The 18,896-nt window shown below is 52.5% G+C and carries 20 protein-coding genes and 2 pseudogenes; 11 read left to right on the top strand and 11 right to left on the bottom strand.

Annotated elements, in window-relative coordinates:
* Positions 1 to 7: 7 nt before the first annotated feature.
* The 4 genes from M2401_RS13130 to M2401_RS13115 all read left to right on the top strand — a co-directional run bounded on the left by M2401_RS13130 (position 8) and on the right by M2401_RS13115 (position 3,532).
* On the top strand, positions 8 to 1,528 hold the full coding sequence (locus M2401_RS13130) for an MFS transporter (RefSeq protein WP_259103353.1): 1,521 nt from the start codon (positions 8 to 10) through the stop codon (positions 1,526 to 1,528).
* The gene (locus M2401_RS13125) at positions 1,525 to 2,451 is read left to right on the top strand and encodes a LysR substrate-binding domain-containing protein (protein WP_259103352.1); all 927 of its coding nucleotides are present in this window, start codon (positions 1,525 to 1,527) and stop codon (positions 2,449 to 2,451) included. Before M2401_RS13130 ends, M2401_RS13125 begins: the two co-directional genes overlap by 4 nt.
* A gap of 549 nt (positions 2,452 to 3,000) precedes the next feature.
* Positions 3,001 to 3,291 carry a hypothetical protein gene (locus M2401_RS13120; protein ID WP_259103351.1) on the top strand — a complete coding sequence of 97 codons (291 nt, stop codon included), beginning with the start codon at positions 3,001 to 3,003 and terminating at the stop codon, positions 3,289 to 3,291.
* 1 nt (position 3,292) lies between these two features.
* Positions 3,293 to 3,532 (top strand): hypothetical protein, encoded by a 240-nt coding sequence (locus M2401_RS13115; protein WP_259103342.1) that lies wholly within the window; start codon positions 3,293 to 3,295, stop codon positions 3,530 to 3,532.
* Positions 3,533 to 3,706: 174 nt separating this feature from the next.
* Here the strand turns inward: M2401_RS13115 and M2401_RS13110 are convergent, their stop codons facing one another.
* Positions 3,707 to 5,326 carry a methyl-accepting chemotaxis protein gene (locus M2401_RS13110; RefSeq protein ID WP_259103340.1) on the bottom strand — a complete coding sequence of 540 codons (1,620 nt, stop codon included), beginning with the start codon at positions 5,324 to 5,326 and terminating at the stop codon, positions 3,707 to 3,709.
* A gap of 391 nt (positions 5,327 to 5,717) precedes the next feature.
* A complete protein-coding gene (locus M2401_RS13105) occupies positions 5,718 to 6,164 on the bottom strand; it encodes a tautomerase family protein (protein ID WP_259103333.1) in 447 nt (148 codons plus the stop codon).
* 168 nt (positions 6,165 to 6,332) lie between these two features.
* Between M2401_RS13105 and M2401_RS13100 the strand changes: the two genes are divergently transcribed.
* A complete protein-coding gene (locus M2401_RS13100) occupies positions 6,333 to 6,617 on the top strand; it encodes a hypothetical protein (protein WP_259103331.1) in 285 nt (94 codons plus the stop codon).
* 99 nt (positions 6,618 to 6,716) lie between these two features.
* Here the strand turns inward: M2401_RS13100 and M2401_RS13095 are convergent, their stop codons facing one another.
* Positions 6,717 to 7,133: a carboxymuconolactone decarboxylase family protein gene (locus M2401_RS13095; protein ID WP_259103329.1), complete on the bottom strand. Its 417-nt coding sequence runs from the start codon at positions 7,131 to 7,133 to the stop codon at positions 6,717 to 6,719.
* Positions 7,134 to 7,182: 49 nt separating this feature from the next.
* Positions 7,183 to 8,043 (bottom strand): NAD(P)-dependent oxidoreductase, encoded by an 861-nt coding sequence (locus M2401_RS13090; RefSeq protein ID WP_259103328.1) that lies wholly within the window; start codon positions 8,041 to 8,043, stop codon positions 7,183 to 7,185.
* 202 nt (positions 8,044 to 8,245) lie between these two features.
* Between M2401_RS13090 and M2401_RS13085 the strand changes: the two genes are divergently transcribed.
* Positions 8,246 to 9,190 carry a GlxA family transcriptional regulator gene (locus tag M2401_RS13085; protein WP_259103326.1) on the top strand — a complete coding sequence of 315 codons (945 nt, stop codon included), beginning with the start codon at positions 8,246 to 8,248 and terminating at the stop codon, positions 9,188 to 9,190.
* A gap of 20 nt (positions 9,191 to 9,210) precedes the next feature.
* Here the strand turns inward: M2401_RS13085 and M2401_RS13080 are convergent, their stop codons facing one another.
* Positions 9,211 to 9,690: a MarR family winged helix-turn-helix transcriptional regulator gene (locus tag M2401_RS13080; RefSeq protein ID WP_259103325.1), complete on the bottom strand. Its 480-nt coding sequence runs from the start codon at positions 9,688 to 9,690 to the stop codon at positions 9,211 to 9,213.
* A gap of 56 nt (positions 9,691 to 9,746) precedes the next feature.
* Positions 9,747 to 10,133 (bottom strand): MAPEG family protein, encoded by a 387-nt coding sequence (locus M2401_RS13075; protein ID WP_259103323.1) that lies wholly within the window; start codon positions 10,131 to 10,133, stop codon positions 9,747 to 9,749.
* On the opposite strand from M2401_RS13075, the gene M2401_RS13070 reads away from it, so the two are divergent.
* From M2401_RS13070 to M2401_RS13050, 5 genes are all read left to right on the top strand, one after another.
* Complete coding sequence (locus M2401_RS13070; RefSeq protein ID WP_259103321.1) at positions 10,132 to 11,193, top strand: GlxA family transcriptional regulator; 1,062 nt, start codon at positions 10,132 to 10,134, stop codon at positions 11,191 to 11,193. The two genes, M2401_RS13075 and M2401_RS13070, sit on opposite strands and share 2 nt — an antisense overlap.
* A 178-nt stretch (positions 11,194 to 11,371) precedes the next feature.
* On the top strand, positions 11,372 to 12,181 hold the full coding sequence (locus M2401_RS13065; RefSeq protein ID WP_259103319.1) for an SDR family oxidoreductase: 810 nt from the start codon (positions 11,372 to 11,374) through the stop codon (positions 12,179 to 12,181).
* A gap of 80 nt (positions 12,182 to 12,261) precedes the next feature.
* A complete protein-coding gene (locus M2401_RS13060) occupies positions 12,262 to 13,020 on the top strand; it encodes an alpha/beta fold hydrolase (RefSeq protein ID WP_259103317.1) in 759 nt (252 codons plus the stop codon).
* Positions 13,021 to 13,084: 64 nt separating this feature from the next.
* Positions 13,085 to 13,459: a hypothetical protein gene (locus M2401_RS13055; RefSeq protein WP_259103315.1), complete on the top strand. Its 375-nt coding sequence runs from the start codon at positions 13,085 to 13,087 to the stop codon at positions 13,457 to 13,459.
* 39 nt (positions 13,460 to 13,498) lie between these two features.
* A complete protein-coding gene (locus M2401_RS13050; RefSeq protein WP_259103313.1) occupies positions 13,499 to 14,035 on the top strand; it encodes an alpha/beta hydrolase in 537 nt (178 codons plus the stop codon).
* 121 nt (positions 14,036 to 14,156) lie between these two features.
* Here the strand turns inward: M2401_RS13050 and M2401_RS13045 are convergent, their stop codons facing one another.
* The 5 genes and pseudogenes from M2401_RS13045 to tnpB form a co-directional block, all read right to left on the bottom strand.
* Positions 14,157 to 14,918, bottom strand: a complete 762-nt coding sequence (locus M2401_RS13045) for an SDR family NAD(P)-dependent oxidoreductase (protein WP_259103312.1) — start codon at positions 14,916 to 14,918, stop codon at positions 14,157 to 14,159.
* Positions 14,919 to 14,943: 25 nt separating this feature from the next.
* Positions 14,944 to 15,864, bottom strand: a complete 921-nt coding sequence (locus M2401_RS13040) for a RimK family alpha-L-glutamate ligase (RefSeq protein WP_259103309.1) — start codon at positions 15,862 to 15,864, stop codon at positions 14,944 to 14,946.
* 1,183 nt (positions 15,865 to 17,047) lie between these two features.
* Positions 17,048 to 17,554 (bottom strand): annotated as a pseudogene (locus tag M2401_RS13035) (GNAT family N-acetyltransferase).
* A 55-nt stretch (positions 17,555 to 17,609) separates the two neighbouring features.
* Positions 17,610 to 18,563 (bottom strand): annotated as a pseudogene (gene tnpC / locus M2401_RS13030) (IS66 family transposase); the annotation flags it as partial.
* On the bottom strand, positions 18,547 to 18,828 hold the full coding sequence (tnpB, locus tag M2401_RS13025) for an IS66 family insertion sequence element accessory protein TnpB (protein ID WP_259103953.1): 282 nt from the start codon (positions 18,826 to 18,828) through the stop codon (positions 18,547 to 18,549). The gene tnpB and the pseudogene tnpC, both read right to left, overlap by 17 nt.
* Between the last annotated feature and the right edge of the window lie 68 nt (positions 18,829 to 18,896).

Below are 18,896 nucleotides of genomic sequence, written 5' to 3'. Positions count from 1 at the left end.
CCGTGCCATGTACCGGAAAAATGCGGCTCTGTTGATTACCGTTGCCTTGCTCTGCGCCCTTGAGTACTTGCAGGCGGGCATGATTGCCTTTGCCTCGGCGCCGATTCGCGGTGAGATCGATGCCAGCCCTGAAGAGTTCACCCTGGTCGCTGCCTTGTATGCCTGCATCGCAGTGGTGGTGATCTCCAAACATCGCTGGCTGACGGAGCGGCTGGGCTGGCGCAACTACATGCTGGGATCCGTCAGCATCTACGTGCTGGGCGCGATGGTCTGCGGCGTCAGCAGTGACCTGACGGGTTTTACCATCGGTCGCGTGGTCATGGCCCTGGGCGGCGCCTCGTTCATGACCTCGGCACGGCTGATGGTCAACCTGCTACCGCCTGGTCCCGGCAGGTTCATCGGGGTCAAGGTCTTCGCCACCGGGCTGGCCACCGGCACCGCCTCGGCGCCGTTCATCTCGTCGCTGGTAGTGGTCGAAGACACCTGGCACGCCATATTCTGGGTATTGATCGCCATCGCCGTCATCGCCGGTGCGCTGTGCATGCGTTTCCTGCCGACCGAAGCGGTACCGGATGATGATCGCACCCCGTCCAGCCCGATCAATATCCTGTTGCTCGCCGTCAGCAGTTTCTTCTTGCTCTACGTTCTGCAGCGCTCCTATTACGACTTCTACAACGAGACCTTCATCCTGGTGGTCTTTGCCCTACTGGCAGCATTGGGCATCTATACCTTTTTCCACGCTGAGCATGGCAAGCAGCAGCCCTTCCTCATGGTCAGGGACTTGATGCAGTCCCGCTATGTGTTGGGGGTCGCGCTGTTCTGCTTCACCTATATCCTGCTGGGCAGTAACAACTACATCCTGCCGTATTTTTTGCAGACGGGACTGGGCTACTCCTGGGACACCATCGGCACTTTCCAGGCCTTCGGCCTGGCGGGGGCGCTGATAACCTGGATCGTCATGGCAGTACTGATCCCGAAATTCCCTGCACCGAAGAAATTCTTCGTGGCAGGGTTCATCGCGCTGTGTGGCTTTGGCTGGTTGCTGTCTTCACTGACGCCAAGCGCCAATATGTGGTCCAACATCCTGCCTGCGCTGATCCTCAATGGCTGCTTCGTGATGCTGGTTCTGGCCACCGCCGCCATGCAGACCTTCCGCGACGTAACTCATCACGACACCCTGTTCGCCCATGCCTACCAAATCAAAAGCATGCTCGGCCAGATCGCCATGGCCATGGGCACTACCCTTGCCACGCTTTTTCTGCAATGGCGTACCACCACCCAATACAACAACCTGAATATCCATTTTGCCGCTGGCGATCCGCTCTACCAGCAGCAGACCCACCATCTGGCCCAGGCCCTGACACCCCAGATAGGTGCCAGCCACGCCGGTCAGATATCGATGGCGACACTCGCCCAATCCCTGCAACAACAGTCGACCTTGGTCGCCAGCATGGAGTACTTCTGGATGGTCATCACCGTAGCAGTCGTCGCACTGGTGGTTTCCATGACGCAAAGGACCTTCAGATGAATCGCAACGAACTGCGCAAGGCCGACATCAACCTCATGGTGGTGTTCGAAACCCTTATGCAAGAGCGCAATGTCAGCCGTGCCGCGGAGAAACTGTTCCTGGGCCAGCCGACGATCAGTGCCGCACTGAATAGGCTGCGCGGCCTGTTCAACGACCCCTTGTTCATTCGTGTCGGCCATCGCATGGAGCCCACAGCCAGGGCCAACGAAATTATCCGGCACCTTTCGCCGGCGCTCGATGCAATGTCCATGGCCTTGAGCCTGACCCGGGAGTTCGACCCGGCCAGCAGCACAATGACTTTCCGCATCGGCCTGTCTGATGACGTCGAGTACAGCCTGCTGCCAACCCTGCTCAGAGCGCTGCGCGAGGAAGCGCCGCATATCGTGATAGTGGTCAAGCAGGTCAACTACTGGAACGTCTCCGAATTATTGGTATCCGGCGAAATCACCGCAGGCGTCTGCCTGACCCGAGACCTGCCTGCCAATGCCAAACGCAAGCTGTTACGCACGATGAAACCCATGGTGGTGCGCGCGGATGACGCTTCGCAACCTATCACCCTGGACGAATATTGTTCGCGGCCGCATGTAGTGGTATCCCACGTTGCCAATATCTCGAGCTTCGCCGATGAGTGGCTCGACGCCGTAGGACGCAAGCGTCATGCGGTGCTGTCTGTGCCGCAATACAGCACATTGCCCGCCCTGATGGCCGGCACCAATCTGATCTGCAACCTGCCCGACCCACTGGCCTTGGCCTTTGCAACTGCGGGGCTACTGCATGCCGAGCCCCTACCCTTCATCACGCCTGATCTGGAGTTGTCGATGGTCTGGCTGAGCATGTTGGATACTGATCCGGCTGAGCGCTGGCTGCGCAAGCGTCTGGAACAGTTCATGTCGGACGCCAGGTTTGCGGCGGAGCAGGCATGACCAAGTCAGGTTTGCTCTTGCCCATGACGCGATACATCCTTTCCGCAGAAACACGAAAACCCGCAGCTTTCGCTAGGCGGGTCTCGGAAGGTAGGCACGAAAACAAGCTCTCATGCGTTAAGTACAATCATAAGCAAGGTGACGCTTGTGTCAACCTGCTTTGTTTGGGTTAAAAGCTATGGCAAATTTAGCCATGTGGGCGGGGTGTCAGCGGGAAGGCCATAAAAAGGTTGTAGCCATCTACAAAACACGCTGTACGCAAGATTTCCTGTCCTTAGAAACAAAAAAACCGGCTAGGGGCCGGTTTTTTCACCCCAGCGGCCGGTGAACTGAATCGCTGCGTACGGGGCTGAGTAGTACCAATAAATATGCCGAAAGATGACACGTGTGTCAACCGAACCATAATGTAGGCCATTAACCCGAACTGGATTCCGAATTCGATGTACCTATAACGCCGTTTATGTTCAATCGGCCCCCCTACGCCTGGTCTACCATTAAGGGTGCTCGTGGTATGAGCAACACCGACTATCAGGAGAATAGGAGGACCGCGTGTCCCTTCCCATCACCGCCCGCCAACTGACATCACTGCGGGCGGTGCAACAGGCTGACCCCGACCTGGGCGAACTGGCCGCCTCGATCGCCCTGGCCTTCGATGCGTCGCAGATCGACAACCCGCAGCTGGCCCGGATCATCCTGCAGAACACCTGCCGACGCATCGCCGCCGATCAACCTGGCGGTCCTGAGGCGTTGATTCAGCACCTGGAGACCTTTGGCCACTTCAACTGTCTGTCGTCGACACAGGTCACTGACTTTACCGACCGCATCAGGAAGATCTACTAACATGCCCCAATGCATCCAGGAAGAAGCACTACGCGCCATGATCGAGGGCGGTGCCGTGCGGGAGGTGCCGGTCAGCCGTAATGAAGAAAAATGGACCCTGGCCCTGCGCCTGGGCGGGACTGGAAGTCGCTGGTTGCCGGTGCGCTCGCGCCGTGAAGAACTGCGCACCTGGGCCAGCCTGACCGCTGTGGGGCGGTTCGTCGAGTCGGCGGGTATAGCCACCTTCCAGGTCGAGATCTGATTTTCTTTAGAAGCCAGCCGGCTCTCAAGGAGACTCTCGGCCAATACAGACCGTTCAGGACAGATTGCCATCGGCCAAAAGCACACGTTTCGGATCTGATGCAGCTGTCGCTGGTGTGGTCCACACCTCTGTTATTGACAAAAAAACTATTGAAATAGCATCGTTGATGCATTGCTACACCACGAAGCGATTTACTAGCTTGTTTAAATTCACGGCTAATATTGACATTTCACCGGATGCACTAGCGGTTTGACTCGCTCCAGCCGAACTCTGAGCTGCAAGCTCCCTTATGCTAACCAGGTTAAAATCCACTTCCCTTGCAACGTGGGCTTGCTCTTCCGCACCGGTAGCTATCAAAAGGTTGCGCTCATTTATACGGCTTATAGCGCGGGCTATCTCATCCAGTGAGCTACTGGCCTCCTTAGCCAAACCTAGTGATTCGATAGCGAGCTCTCCGCTGGTACTCATCGCTTCAACAGCTTGTTCAGAGTCAGTCTGCACGGCGTAGATCATTCTCTCGATGTCTTGAGTCGACTCCTTTGTTCGATGAGCTAAAGCTCGAACTTCGTCAGCGACCACCGCAAAACCCCTTCCCTGCTCACCAGCTCTTGCGGCTTCAATTGCAGCGTTCAACGCGAGCAGATTCGTCTGCTCCGCGACCGCACGAATGACTTCGACAGCTTTACTGATACCCATGGCCCGGCTTGAAAGGCCTTGTATTTGATTACTTGTGTATTCCACATTTCCAGTCAGTTTTTGAATCGATTTCAGCGTCTGGGCCACCCGTCCCAGACCAAACTCAGTAAACTCTTTTGTACGGTGTGAGTCTTCAGATGCTGACTCAGCGTTACGAGCAACCTCATCGATCGCAGCACTCATTTCGGTCACGGCGGTAGCCGCTTGGTTGACCTCATCATTCTGAGAGATTAAACCTCGGCTAGATTCCTCGGCGACAGCAGTCATCTCCTCAGCGGCCGAAGCCAATTGCGTAGAAGAATCAGAAATCTGAACGATCGTGTATCGTAGGTTTAGTTGCATCTGCGCAAGCGCTTGTAACAGTCTGCCGGCTTCATCTGAACCGCTCACCATTACTTCCTTTGAAAGATCGCTATTAGCAATGCGCTCAGCAACGGATAACGCTTCGCCTATTGGTATCGTTATACTTCTGGTCAGAATGATTGCCAACCCCACCGTCAGAAGGACTACGCCAGTAATGATTCCTACTACAAGCCACAGCCCAACTGAGTAGAGATTACTTGCTGTTTCGCCTACGCGTATGGCGCCTTCGTTGTTAAAGTCAGTTAGCGCTGTGATCTGCTCTTTCATCTTCACCGTGATCGGCCTAATACCCTTAATATTCAGGTCAGCTATTGATGGCAAGTCCGCACGCCTCATTATCGCCTCGAGCACATCCAACTGGCGGGAATAAGCATCAGCAGAATCTTTAACTGCCGAATAAAGCATGCGGTCTTCATAACCTGAAATAAGCGGCTCATAGTTGCGTACCGCCTCCATGAAAGCATTTCGATGAGCCGGGAAGTCTTCGATGAGCTTCTTGATGTCTTCGTTTCCGTTGATGCTCCGCTGAATTTCTAGACTTAGCTGAATCACCTCGTTGCTCATTAACGCCGTCTGTCGGACGCTCGGCATCCAATTCGTCTCTACCTCATTTTCTGCATCTCGTAAATGGTCCATTTGCAGCACCGAGACAAAACCCAGAAGGCAAACTAGCGCAATAATCAACGAAAAAAACAGAGCGGCCCTTGGGGCCACATTAATATTTCTAAGGCGCATCAGACTTCCTAACAGCTAAAAGAGTGGCGGAATCGGTACACTAGTGCTGATTTAACTTGATAGCTTAAAAGCAGCACGCGCTGAATAAGATCTATGTTAATGCGGCGAGGTCGTGTTTATTGGTCCATTACGGAGATGAGCATGAGTTACCGTTAACAATGGGTAAAAGCGTAGCTCTTTAAAGTCCAAAATAGCGAAATACGGAGCCAGTAAAATACGCTCCATCATGCCAAAAAAAGCCAGCTAATCACGCTGATTTGAACACCTTTCATCACTTGGTACGAGGTACCGCATTACCCTTCGGGTAATGCGGGCGGTAGCGTGATGTCTAGACAAGCACCAACTCCGATACCCAATAACGGAGTGAAGCATAGAGTAAAATATCTGCGCCTTATCTGGCCTTACCTAAGGCAATGAGACGATCCCTTAAAGGCTGTGGTAATGCATTCACCCATGCCTCCTCTTCCCCTGGTTCGGGAAGAACTTTTCCAAATTCTGCGATATTGGAGGCCGGAATATCAGACAGATATACCCATACCTCCTCTTCAGCTACGTTGATGACCTTGCTAACGCTCTGCAACAGCCGCATCAAGATTTTATGCTTTTGGGCGGCGGTTCTGCCGCTTCGGATGTCTCCGCGAATCCACATCTGCCCAGGGGGCGCGAGCTCCCCAGCGATAAAATGGCAGCCATCATTGAGCTCCTGAAAAAGAACCTGCACGAGGTACCTTGGCGCTAAAGCCTCTTCGGCATGAATCGCTGTAATCAAACTCACCACCTGCGCACGTTGCTCCTTATTCAAGCGACCCGCAGTCGTGGTACAAACGTATGTGGGCATATCTCATTCTCCGCGTTAGTGAAGGTAGGTAAGCGAGCTTGCGATGCATGCACCCAAGCTTGGCGCAAATGGGTCTAAAAATGTCATTTGTGACAATGGCTCGTAACGCCGCACAAGCCTATAAATGTCTTCGTCGAATTCGCGACGCAATCAGCAACGGAGACACTCATGAAAGTCATGGCTATCGGCACGCTCGAATCCCTCTCTCTTGAACAGCAGCAGAGCTTCATGCCTCGCGAGGTACCGGCAACGCTCCAGGTTTACCTGGACGGCAAGATCGAACAATTCTGGCTGCGTGACGAAATGAAAGGCCCGATATTTCTGATGGAAGTCGAGTCCCTGCAAGAAGCGAGTGATATTTTGGAAGCACTCCCACTTGGAAAGGCCAAACTGCTGTCCTTCGAACTGATGCCGATTGGACCTTTGAGCCCACTCGGCCTGCTTATTCAATAACAAACACCTCGAAGGAGGAGTGCCGCACCATTAGTTTCCTTTCATCGTTGCAACATCTGAATGGAAGGAAACTATTGATCCACATGTATATGTAATTGCTTAGGATTGTGCACCAATAAAATCAAGAATCGCCTCTCTGGCAACAGCCAGTGCTCCTAGAGAAGCAGGAAGACCCGCAGCGAAACCGACTTGTACGAGCACCTCGCAAATCTCTTCCCGAGTTGCCCCTGCTCTCAACGCGGCCGGTACGTGCATCTTTATAGTCGGATGGCCAATAGCACCTAAGGCAGCGCAAGCGGCAATTATGGCCAGCTCTCTCGTGCGCAGATCCAACCCAGGCCGCCGATAAGCGTCCGAGAACTCCCAAGCGATTATGTCTCGGCCATAATTAGGGGCAAGCTCATTAAAACGCTGTTCGAAGGCTTGAGATGTGTATCCGAAGACCTCCTCAAAGTGTTGGCGTCCTTCGTCTAGATGTTGTTCGCTGACAGCTGTGTTAGTAGATGTATGAGTCATAGTAAGCTCTAGCTTTTAGTTTTTCTATTGGATTACTGAAGTAGATCAATCATTCGTAAAGCTTGATGACACTACTGAGATTTTCCTCGGCCCAACCACGCTCAACGGCGGCTTGGAAGACTTCATGGGTAGCGGAGATCAATGGCATAAAGTCGCCCTCAGCCGCAGCGAGAGCGTAGCGCATATCTTTGGCTACCAACTTGCTGGTGAATAAGGGTGAGAAAGACTGCTTCGCCATTAACGTACCAACTCCTTTAGCAAACGGGCTGCATACGAAAGTTGAGCCAATTGCCTCAAGGGCTTGTAACGCATCCACGTTCACGCGTTTTAGTAGGGTCAACGCTTCTGCCATCGCAGCAGTTTGGACGCCTAGAAGAACGTTGGTAGCAAGTTTGACAGCAGTGCCGGATCCAACCTCTCCGACATGGTGTATATGTGCGCCCCCTGCCGCTGTCAGGACTGGAGTGGCTGCTTGAAGATCAGTAACAGAACCACCCACAAAGTAGACCAATTGATGAGACTCGACTTGAGGTCTGGAACCGGACACACATGCGTCCAAAAAGCTAAAGCCTTTATCGGAAATAATTTCCCCAAGCTCGCGGATCCAAGCTCCAGACAGCGTCGAGCTTTCAATCAGTATCGCTGCGCGCTTAGCACCTGCCAGCGCTCCAGTTTCGGAATCCAGCCAGACGGAGCGAGATGCCGCGTCGTCAGAGATGACTGAGATCACAAAGTCTGCATGCACCACGGCGTCGCGAGGTGTGGCCGCAAGCAAAGCGCCTTTATCAATCAGTGACCGCGCTTTCCCTGGAGACTTATTCCACACGGTGACCAGATGACCTGATGCGATTAGGTTGGCTGCCATCCGCGAGCCCATGGCCCCTAAGCCTAAAACAGTAACATTGGACATTATTCGCTCCGCATAGGTTGGAACGCTCAACTAAGCGTTAAATTGAAAATGCAAGGCTAGCCGACCAAAGGGCCGTAAAAGCGCCAGAGACCCGCCCACAATCGTGCCTAAGCCTGATCGAAGCACCACCATAGACATGAGGGTAATGAACTGCGAAGATGTCCTCAATGTCGTAAATGCAGGTTTTTAGGACGGATCATCTATGATCACGGTTGGATTGGTTGTATATCCAGAATTCCAGACTTTAGGGTTGGGTCTGTTGACCGTATTTGAGTATGCAAATATTCTATCGGGCCATGAGAAATACTCTTTCGAAATGGTGTCTGTCGGCGGAGGGCCTATTAAGTCTTCTGCTGGTGCCGAAATAAATACCACTTCCTTTGTTGGTAGATCATTCGACACCCTAATTCTCATTGGAGACAATCATCGGGCACCAGCATCCCCCGAATTACTGACCTACTTGAGCGCGGCGCCCAATCACTGTCGGCGGATTGCTGCAGTTTGTACCGGGGCCTTCATTCTTGCGGCAGCCGGATTACTTGACGGCAAGCGAGCAACAACGCACTGGCAATACACCGACGACTTAGGACGTGAATATCCAACGCTTAATGTTGACGGGGATCGTATTTTCGTTATTGACGGGCAAATATGGACATCCGCAGGCATGAGCGCCGGTATTGATCTTGCATTAGCGCTGGTTGAAAAAGATTTTGGCTCCGAACTGGCAAAAATGATTTCCAGGAAGCTTGTACTTTATCATCGTCGTGCAGGGGGGCAGTCTCAATTCTCTGCATTGCTTGAGTTCGACGCCAAATCCGATCGCGTTCAATCTGCTTTAAGCTATGCTAGGAATAATTTAGGGTCCGATTTATCGATAGAGGTACTGGCCAACGAGGCTCGTCTCAGCGCTAGGCAGTTCAGCAGAGTATTTCGTGCCGAAACAGGGCAGTCTCCTGCAAAAGCGGTGGAGCGCTTGAGGGTCGAGGCGGCTCGCCTGATGATGGAAACGACGCGTCACCCTATTGATATTATTGCGAGAGAAACCGGTTTTGGTGACAGAGACCGGATGAGGCAGTCATTCCTGCGAGCTTTCGGAAAGTCACCGCAGACTATTCAACGGCTATCGCAAAGTGACGAAATAATCTAATTATCATGTTGATAGAACAGCTAATTAGGGTCCGGCTCAACATGCTCGTAAACCCCGGTCGAAACCGCATCCCGAAAGGCTTTCACCTCTAAATTGATCGCGCCCACTCGGCTCGCTGTCATGCCTGAAGCGGCTAATAATGCCGAACTTAAACAAGCCGCCTGCGCACGCAACGCGATTCCCTTATCAGTAAGCTGGATGAGGACCTGTCGTTCATCGTGCGGGTTTCTTTGGCGGGTCAGGAGACCCGTTAGGTCAAGCCGTTTCAAGAGAGGCGAGACAGTGCCGGGGTCAAGGGAAAGCTGTTCGGAAATTGCTCCCGCTGCCTGCGGGGAATTACTATTTCGCCCCCACAGCACCATGAGAACCAAGTATTGAGGATAAGTAATTCCGAGTCTGCTGAGAATGGGCTTGTAGGCTCGGGTTATAGCCATACTTGCTCCATATAGAGCGAAGCAGAGGTGTTCCTCCAAGGCAAAAAACTGCGAGTTATCTGACATGTTACCCGTTCTCAACTCTTGATAGACGGACCAAAAAAACGTGCTCTGAACCTGAATTAGCTCGCACCTACCAATACCAGTACGATTCCAATAGTTCCAGCTAACCAAGCAAGCGTCCTGAGTACAGGAATACCCGCCATATAAATCGGCACGTAAACTATTCGAGCCAAAAGATAAACCTGACTACCCAAAAGAACCAGGCCTCCGTGTTGACCCGTTGCCCCAGCTACAACTACCGCGCCAATAAAAAAGGGCAGAGTTTCAAGAAAATTACTCAATGAGCGCTGCAAACGCGCGGTTCTACCAGAAAGACTGCGCAGCCGATCTCGCGCACCGAACGTGTATGACAACCCTTGCTGTAATGCAGCAGCAGAGATACTGACGAATAAATGCGCGATACCGAGGAAGAGCACCCAGCTCAAAACCACCAATTCCGATGACATGATTTCTTCTCTTGTGTTGACCAAATCGAAGAACAAATCTTATGATCATGGTTCGTCCGGCGCCATTGCCGCAAATGACAACTTTGGTATCATTTACGCCATGAGAATAGCAGTCCTTGTGTTGGAGGGCGTTTTTGACACGGGTCTCACCGCCGTGCTGGATGCCTTCAGTACCGCAAATGAGTTAGGTGGACTTCTTTTGGAGCAGTATTCGCCATTTGAGGTTTCGATAATCGGGGTTCGACGTAAAGTTCTGACCGCTCAGGGCATGCGCGTACCTCTCGCAGCAGCAGCCGACCTTGAGGCATTCGACTGGGTTATCCTCCCCGCTCTAAGTGCGAAAATGCCTGACCAACTGCTACCCGCGTTATCCCGGCGAGATGTCCAAGACGCCCTCATTCAGTTGCGCAAATGGAATGAGGGAGGCACACGAATCGCCGCCGCATGCATTGGTACTTTTCTTCTGGCTGAGGCTGGCCTGCTGGACGGCCAAGAGGCAACCACCACGTGGTGGCTAGGCCCATTTTTTCGACAACGCTACCCGAAAGTCCGCTTGGATGAGTCCCGTATGTTGGTCCCGTCGGGTTGTTTTGTGACGGCCGGAGCGGCAATGGGGCATCTCGATCTGGCCCTTTGGTTGATGAATCAAATTAGCCCGGAAGTCGCGGCATTGGTAGCTCGCTACATGATCATCGATGAACGCCCCTCACAGGCGCCCTATATGATTCCGGACCATCTGGCTCGGGCCGACCCGCTCGTGGAGCGCTTCGAACGTTGGGCCCGTGAGCGGCTCGCAGAAGGTTTCTCACTCCAGGCTGCATCGGAAGCATTGTCCACCAGCAAACGTACACTACAACGTCGCATCGAGGCGGTGCTTGGGAAGTCGCCGCTTTCCTACTTTCAGGATTTGCGGGTCGAGCGGGCGCAGCACCTGGTTCGCACAAGCGCTTTGGACATTGAGGCCATCGCTACTCAGGTTGGCTACGCAGATGGGGCGACCTTGCGAAGCCTGCTGAGACGTCGACTAGGGCGCGGGGTACGTGAACTTCGGGCCTCATAGGTATCGCTCAATGCTTTTGAGGGGAGGATGGGTTCCTGGTCATTAATTCAGCATGGGTCGAGCACCTGCATCATGGCCGATGCGAAATATGTCCTAAAAACCTTTTTTTACGGCATTTGAGACTTTTGTTTTTCTCCGATAATCGTTCTGACCAATCAGCAGCGTTTCGGAGAGCAATATGAATGAAGTGAAGTCAATGGGTACGGCCGTTGTCACTGGCGCATCTGCGGGCATAGGCGCGTTGTATGTCGATCGTTTGGCCCGACGCGGCTACGACGTCATCCTGATCGCACGAGATGAAGCTCGCCTCAATAAAGTTGCCGGGCGCATTGGAGAAATCACCGGGCGCACTCTGACGGTGCTACGCGCGGACCTCAACGATAGAGCCGATCTTCGGAAAGTGGAAACACTGCTTCGCACCAACCAAAGCATCACTATGTTGGTAAACAACGCTGGTTTTGGGTCAGTCGCCTCCCTGCTGGATGCAGACATCGACAAGATGGAAGACATGATCAGCCTGAATGTCACCGCACTGACCCGCTTAACCTACGCGGCCGTACCAGGCTTTGTGGCGCGTGGGGACGGTGCAATCATCAATATCAGCTCCATAGTCGGTATCGCGCCAGAGGTTCTGAACGGGGTCTATGGAGCGACCAAAGCTTACGTTCTGGCGTTGGCGTATTCCCTACATAAAGAGCTGGCGGGAAAAGGAGTCCGTATCCAAACGGTATTGCCTGGTGCGACGGCTACTGAGTTCTGGGATGCAGCTGGATTCTCTCACTCCGATATGCCGGCGAGCTGGGTCATGAAAGCAGAAGATCTTGTCGATGCCGCGCTCGCCGGTTACGACATGGGCGAGCTGATAACCATCCCTCCTCTGCAAGACGGTGGTGACTGGACACTTTTCGAAGCCGCGCGACGCGAGCTATCCACAAAGTTCCAGCAGTCGAAACCTGGGGCGCGTTACTGCAACCCAGACAACATCTGACAATCGATCAATATCTCGTTAGCGGTTCGGCACTTGGCCGTTCACCGCTGACCGATGAACCTCTCTCCCCAGGAATACACATGAAACCTACCACTGTGCTTCTGCGTGTAGCCATCGCTGCTGCGTTTGCTATGACTACCTCTGCTTACGCTTCGGCAGCTGTTCCAACCAAAAATATAGTGCTGGTCCATGGTGCTTTTGCCGATGGCTCAGGTTGGAAATCTGTTACCGAAATCCTGCAAAAAGATGGTTTCACTGTAAGTATTGTTCAAGAGCCCGAGACCTCCCTAGAAGACGACGTAGCCGCTACCAATCGCGCTATTGATCGGCTGGACGGCCCAGCTGTTTTGGTAGGACATAGTTACGGTGGGGCGGTAATCACCGAGGCGGGAAACAACCCCAAAGTACAAAGCCTGGTTTACATTGCCGCATTTCAACCGGATCAAGGTGAGAGCGTCTTGAAGCTGATCAACAGTAACCCCGGGGCCTCCAAGGGCGTAGCGCCTTCAGCTGACGGTTATCTTTTTATGGATCCGAAAGTTTTCGCATCGGACTTCGCGGCCGACTTGCCTGCAAAACAAGCGCGATTCATGTCGATCTCCCAGGTACCGGCTTCAGTAAAGGCATTCACGACTGACATCCAGTCCCCTGCATGGAAGGCAAAGCCTAGCTTCGCAGTTGTTGCGACCCAGGATCGGGTGATCAATCCCGATCTCGAAAGATCTATGTATAAACGCTCAGGCGCGACCGTGACAGAAGTCAAGGCAAGCCACGCCGTGTTTGCGTCTCAGCCGAAAGCGGTTGCTGCGGTCATTGAAAAAGCCGCTCAGGGCAAATAGCCCAGAGGTTTCCAAGCACCATACCGGGTAGCTATACATGCATTCTTTACTACGGACCTCACCGATGAGCACCTTAAAAATCATATGCACTTCCGTGCTGATGACGGCTGGCATGACTTTGTCAGGCTTGGCGTTGTCAGCAAATCCAGCCGATTTCAAAGATGGCATACTCGTCGACCCACAGGGAATGACGCTTTATAGCTTTGACAAGGACGCTACAAATATGTCCAATTGCGACGGTAGCTGCGCAGTCAACTGGCCGCCGTTTATTGCACTTCCTGGCCAGGCCGCTACGAAATGGGAAGCCATCAAGCGACATGATGGAAGCATGCAATGGTCTTACGACGGCAAGCCGCTTTACACCTGGAAAGACGATCACCAGCGGGGAGATGTCACGGGTGATGGTCGAGGCGGTGTATGGCATATAGTTAAACAATAGCGAATGCGCTGGAGCTGACTATCAAGGTGGGAGAGTGATGTGACTGAGTTCATTGTGGTCCCTGGCATTGGCGGTTCAGATTCGACGCACTGGCAGTCAATGTGGGAACAGAAATTGCCATCGGTGAGCAGATTTCGTCCGTCGAGCTGGGATGAACCTATGCTCGATGATTGGCTTCGGGCACTGGATGAGTCAGTGGCGGCGGCGAAAACGCCACCTGTCTTAATTGCTCACAGTCTGGGGTGTCTGCTCGTCGCCATTTGGCAAGAGACGACGAACCAGCCCGTTTCGGGTGCTTTTCTCGTAGCTGTGCCCGACCCGAATGCTCATGCCTATCCTCCTCAGGCATCTTCATTCACGAGGCTACCGCAGGCCACTTTGCGTTTTCCCTCTCTGATGGTTGCCAGCGCTAACGACCCCTATGCATCTATGAGTTTCGCGGAGGAAAGAGCGCGGGTCTGGGGCGCGGAGCTACATCGCATTGGGAATGCTGGTCACATCAATGGAAAAAGTAACCTTGGCGTATGGCCGGTTGGTCAAGCGTTGTTGGAGAAACTCAGCCTGAATGCAGACTGAGTCCAGACGGCCCTACCAATAGAGTCTGAAGCTGATTGCGCTAATCGAGAATACGCCGCAATGTATGGGGCGTAGTTCTCGATTCAAACTTAATGGGTTTCGACCTATCAGTAACAATTGGTCAAGCTGTAACCCCACCATCTACACTAATGTTCTGCCCATGTATGAAATGACCAGCAGCAGATGACAGTAGCAGCGCGAGCCCAGCGACATCATCTGCTTCACCAATACGGCGCATTGGCGTTGCAGCTGCCATTTTCGCTTCGTTAACGGGATCCTGCCAAAGCACCTTAGAAAACTCAGTGCGTACTGGTCCAGGGCAAATCGAGTTAACGTTGATAGAAGACGGACCTAATTCAAGTGCAAGATTTCTAACATACTGGTCGATTGCAGCCTTGGACATCGCGTAAAGCCCGAGCATAGCCGATCCGCGTTTTGCCGCACGACTTGAAATAAAGGTAATCGACCCCTCTCCACGCTGAACCATCGCAGGCGCCATATGGTTAACGAGAGTGAAGTTGGCCTTAACATTGCCAGTCATTACTTTGTCAAACTGATCACCTGTATGAGACAAGATCGACCCCGTCGGTGCCTCGCCAGCAGCGTTGAGAATAAGTATATCGACTTTTCCAAAGGCAGACTGAGCAACTCTCGCGAAGTTCTCTACGCTAGCACTGTCTGAAACATCAAGAGGAAAAGCACGAGCCGAAATACCATGAGCCTCTAATATCGACCGCCCCTTTTTTGAACTTTCTTCCGTTCTACCAGAGATGACCACACTTGCGCCAGCCTGGCCGAGTGCAAGCGCAATCGAAAGGCCCATGCCCTGAGTAGAACCCGTAATTACAGCTACTTTACCTGCCAAATCAAAAATTGAAAGCATAACAGCCTCTAGTATATGTATTAAGTTAATAGGCGCCGCGTAGCCGCAACATGCACGACTTGATAGCCTGCGTCAGATTTTCTCCCGCAGATTCATGAGAGGACAGAAAAAGCCCAGGCTCGATAAGCTCGAGCTCAATAATATGTGGCCTTCCTGTAATCCATACCAAATCTACACGCGCAATCATTGTCTTGCCTGGAGCGATATTCAAAGCCAGTTGAGCCACATCAAACTCTTCCACTTCCGGATCGTAAGGCTCCACCGATCCCCCGTGATGATCTTGAACTCGATAGTCACCCAATTGAGGTCGCTTGCGGACAGCGTGCGAAAAGACACCATTAAAGTACAGTAGTGACACCTCACCTTCGTCTAGGATCGATCCCACAAAAGGCTGTACTAATGCGTGCCCGACCGCTATTAAATCCTTGAGGTGAGTAAAGGCCTCGGTAGAAGAGGCACCAGCACGCAAGGCTCCAAAAGCCCCAATTGAGACGGATGGCTTTATTACAATCTCTTCGGAACCATAAATGCTCAGAAGGTCTTCAATTAAGAAATCGCTTGAATACTGCGTAACATAGGATGTCGGAATGACTGGGATTTTGGCATTTTCAAGATCGATTAGATATCGCTTATCGCAATTCCATGCTATTACGTTACTAGGATTCTGCAGACTAGTTATGGCTTGAGTCTCTTCAACCCATGCTAAAAATTCGGGCAATCGCGAAAAGTAATCCCATGTACTTTTAACAAAGACCAGATCGAATGATCTCCAGTCAACGCAACTGTCCCATGGAACAATATCGACTTTAAAACCTTCACCCAAAAGCGCAGCATGGACCTGCAGGATCTCCATATCTGGTTTTGGCATTTCAGCAGCAGTGACTATTGCGATACTGCCAAGGCGCTCAGCACCAACCAACTGAGTTTTTTTCGACTGAGATATCATAAGTGGATCCCTAAAACCATAACTGACTTATTTTTATCATCGAGTAATGCAGGGCGTGATACCGTGAATCTTAATGGTACGACGAAGATAACTCTTAACATTGTTACCATACAAGTAAAGCTCAAGCCTCCTCAAGGACGTAAATCCGATGTTTTCGGACATCGTGACTTCACTGTGATTTCATTGCTCGAGAAAATCCACATAACAAATGCGCTATCTGCATTTCTCCATTTTTTTGATCAGCCCTGTGTAAATCAAATAGTTTTCGAATTAAAAAATGCGACTGTTAAACGTTATGAAAATTTGTACGAGCTGATTATACGCGACGAAACATGCTGTAGGATTTTGACATGTTGATCTTAATGTCAACAATAGAGAGCAAAGAGACTTTTCAAAAAGCAGTTAGGCTCGTTCACGCACCATGATTAATATGCCAGCCCAGATCAAGCGCGTTGCCTCCGATAAACCTTCGGAAGAGAAGTTTTCGAGATTTGTGGTCACATCCAGCCGCAGAGCAGCGCCTACGCACTTGCTCGACGGTCGATTGGCCCACAGCACGTCAGTGTCGACCTGCTGAACAAAGCTTCAATCACTGACGCCTTTGCCACTCTCACCGACCTGACTGACGTGGTTTATTGCGCATATGTCAAAAAAGGCAGCAATGCTGCAGCAATCGAGCCCAATGTAGCCATGCTGGCAAATGCCTTGGATGCGTTGTTGACCATCGGCGCGAAATTGCAGCATGTGGTGCTGTTTGGTGGAGGCAAAGCTTATGGTCCGCAGTTTGAGGTTCAACCATCCAACAAGGGATTAAGGACTACGCTCCAGCTACTGAACAGCGAGCCCTAAGGGGCTGTCTTCCTGCCCGATGATTGATTTCGATGCGGCAGCAGTTGCCGACCTCTTCCAACTGGGCAACAACGACGTCCCAGTCAAGTCCTCGAAGGTACCTACGCAACTTCGAGGACTCCCACCACCCCATCCGACATCAATGCCTCACATCACACTTTCGCTTCTTTAACGTGCTCAAAATACATGTTGATGGCCATGCTGCTACCCTTGTGTAGACCGGTATCCTGTACCAGCGCGAGATGAGGTAATCGGGGCGGCCGATCAGTGTAAGCGAATGGCAAAGACACCCTAGGTTAGGTGGTAATGCCCAATTTTCTTGTTGATCAAGCAATCATAGGACACGCCACAATGTTTCACGAGTTGTGGCGTCCAATGTCAGCCATTGACGATCCATGACCTGTTTCAAGCCCTCAGCTATGTGTTCACTGGGCATCGTACGGAAGCCGTGTTTGCGGAACCAGGGGCCATTCCAAGGAGGCTCATGAAAAGTTGTCAAGCTCACTGCTTGAACCCCACGGCTTTCAGCATGCTCTATGACTGCTGTGAGAAGCTATGCTCCGATCCCACTCCCTGAAGCATCTGGGTCGACGGAAATATTGTCTAAATACAAAAGCCCGTCCAGTGGTCGCATTGCCGCAAAGCCCATTATTTTCTGGCTTTCGCTATCGAGCGCAACTACGACACGACAGGCTTCAAATCTCGCTGGGGCCAGTGCAGGTGTTTCAGCAATATGGGCGAGTTTTGGAATGGCCTTGTAACGCAGACGAGCTTGAGCCGAGATACGGCATAAATCCGCCAGATCATCTATGCCACTAAGCCGGAGTTGGTAGTTATGCATGCTTTCTTCTCTCATTAGGATTCGCTGGACGAGTATTCCACTTACCTCACATGACTCAGCCCGATACCCACTGATGCGGCAGCAGTAGCTCAATCTCGCTCGCCTGTTGCGTCGGCAGGCGCGTCAGCACATGTTTGAGATACGCATACGGATCATGCCCATTCATGCGGGCTGACTGGATCACACTCATGATTGCCGCAGCCCGTTTCCCACTGCGAAGCGCCCGGCAAATAACCAGCTGGAACGTCCAAGTGCCCAAGGTCGAATCTGATTCTCGACAGGGTTGTTATCTATGGGTACAGCCCCGTCTTCCAGGTAGCGCGTCAGCGCTACCCACCGTTTCAGGCTGTAATCCAAGGCTTTGGCCGTCGCTGATCCGTTGGGCACAAGATCGCGCTGGGTCAACATCCACTCGTGCAGTGCTTTCGCCAATGGTGCTGCTTTTTCTTGTCGTATTCGCCAGCGATCTTCGTCAGTCATCTCCCGTGCTTGCCGCTCGACTTCGTACAACCCGCCAATTGAGTGCAGCGCCTGTTCAGCCAACACGCTTTTATTTGCCACGTGCAGATCGAAAAACTTGCGGCGGGCGTGAGCCATGCAGCCGATTTCGGTCATGCCTTTTTCGAAACCAGCTTTGTAGCCAGCAAAGTCATCGCACACCAGCTTGCCGTTCCACGAGCCGAGGAAGTTACGCGCATGCTCACCGGCGCGGCTCGGACTGAAGTCATAGACCACAGCCTTGAGCGCCGAAAACGGTGTGGTGCAGTAAGCCCGGACATAAGCGCGGTGCGTTTTCTTCTGTCCAGGCGCAAGCATCTGCACCGGCATCTCATCGGCGTGGACAACTTGCTGCGCCAGAACGGCTTCTCGCAAGGCATCAACCAGCGGCTGAAGCTGTACACCGGTTTGCCCAACCCATTGAGCCAGTGTGGAGCGCCATCGCTAAACCGGCGCGGCCGAAGATTTTTTCCTGCCTATACAGCGGCAAATGATCAGCGAACTTCGCCAGCGCCCACGCGCTGCCACGGCAGACCAAGTATGAAGGCCTGAAGTTGCTCAGTATCCAGTTTCATTTCAGAGCCGCGACGAATGCCAGGCCAGTGAAATTTACCTTGGTTCAATCGGCGCGCCGCCAGCCATATTCCGAAGCCGTCATGCACCAGCACTTTCATGCGATTGGCACGGCGATTGGCGAACAGATAAGCACAGTGCGGCTGCGCCGCACCGAACACAGCGATCACCCTGGCCAGTGCCGTCTCGGTACCGGCGCGCATGTCCATAGGTTCGGTGGCGAGCCAGATGGCGTCGATGCGGATCATCGCAAAAGGTCTCGAAGAAAGTT

This window comes from Pseudomonas sp. JUb42 (assembly GCF_024807945.1).
In the GTDB taxonomy this organism is placed as follows: domain Bacteria; phylum Pseudomonadota; class Gammaproteobacteria; order Pseudomonadales; family Pseudomonadaceae; genus Aquipseudomonas.
Note: the sequence above shows the minus strand (reverse complement) of the source record. Positions and strands in the feature narration are given on the sequence as shown.

Excerpts from the sequence above, each read along its gene's own strand:
- M2401_RS13130 (WP_259103353.1), top strand. The coding sequence starts at position 8 with ATGTACCGGAAAAATGCGGCTCTGTTGATTACCGTTGCCTTGCTCTGC.
- M2401_RS13125 (WP_259103352.1), top strand. The coding sequence starts at position 1,525 with ATGAATCGCAACGAACTGCGCAAGGCCGACATCAACCTCATGGTGGTG.
- M2401_RS13115 (WP_259103342.1), top strand. The coding sequence starts at position 3,293 with ATGCCCCAATGCATCCAGGAAGAAGCACTACGCGCCATGATCGAGGGC.
- M2401_RS13110 (WP_259103340.1), bottom strand. The coding sequence starts at position 5,326 with ATGCGCCTTAGAAATATTAATGTGGCCCCAAGGGCCGCTCTGTTTTTT.
- M2401_RS13105 (WP_259103333.1), bottom strand. The coding sequence starts at position 6,164 with ATGCCCACATACGTTTGTACCACGACTGCGGGTCGCTTGAATAAGGAG.
- M2401_RS13100 (WP_259103331.1), top strand. The coding sequence starts at position 6,333 with ATGAAAGTCATGGCTATCGGCACGCTCGAATCCCTCTCTCTTGAACAG.
- M2401_RS13095 (WP_259103329.1), bottom strand. The coding sequence starts at position 7,133 with ATGACTCATACATCTACTAACACAGCTGTCAGCGAACAACATCTAGAC.
- M2401_RS13090 (WP_259103328.1), bottom strand. The coding sequence starts at position 8,043 with ATGTCCAATGTTACTGTTTTAGGCTTAGGGGCCATGGGCTCGCGGATG.
- M2401_RS13085 (WP_259103326.1), top strand. The coding sequence starts at position 8,246 with ATGATCACGGTTGGATTGGTTGTATATCCAGAATTCCAGACTTTAGGG.
- M2401_RS13080 (WP_259103325.1), bottom strand. The coding sequence starts at position 9,690 with ATGTCAGATAACTCGCAGTTTTTTGCCTTGGAGGAACACCTCTGCTTC.
- M2401_RS13070 (WP_259103321.1), top strand. The coding sequence starts at position 10,132 with ATGATTTCTTCTCTTGTGTTGACCAAATCGAAGAACAAATCTTATGAT.
- M2401_RS13075 (WP_259103323.1), bottom strand. The coding sequence starts at position 10,133 with ATGTCATCGGAATTGGTGGTTTTGAGCTGGGTGCTCTTCCTCGGTATC.
- M2401_RS13065 (WP_259103319.1), top strand. The coding sequence starts at position 11,372 with ATGAATGAAGTGAAGTCAATGGGTACGGCCGTTGTCACTGGCGCATCT.
- M2401_RS13060 (WP_259103317.1), top strand. The coding sequence starts at position 12,262 with ATGAAACCTACCACTGTGCTTCTGCGTGTAGCCATCGCTGCTGCGTTT.
- M2401_RS13055 (WP_259103315.1), top strand. The coding sequence starts at position 13,085 with ATGAGCACCTTAAAAATCATATGCACTTCCGTGCTGATGACGGCTGGC.
- M2401_RS13045 (WP_259103312.1), bottom strand. The coding sequence starts at position 14,918 with ATGCTTTCAATTTTTGATTTGGCAGGTAAAGTAGCTGTAATTACGGGT.
- M2401_RS13040 (WP_259103309.1), bottom strand. The coding sequence starts at position 15,864 with ATGATATCTCAGTCGAAAAAAACTCAGTTGGTTGGTGCTGAGCGCCTT.
- tnpB (WP_259103953.1), bottom strand. The coding sequence starts at position 18,828 with ATGCGCGCCGGTACCGAGACGGCACTGGCCAGGGTGATCGCTGTGTTC.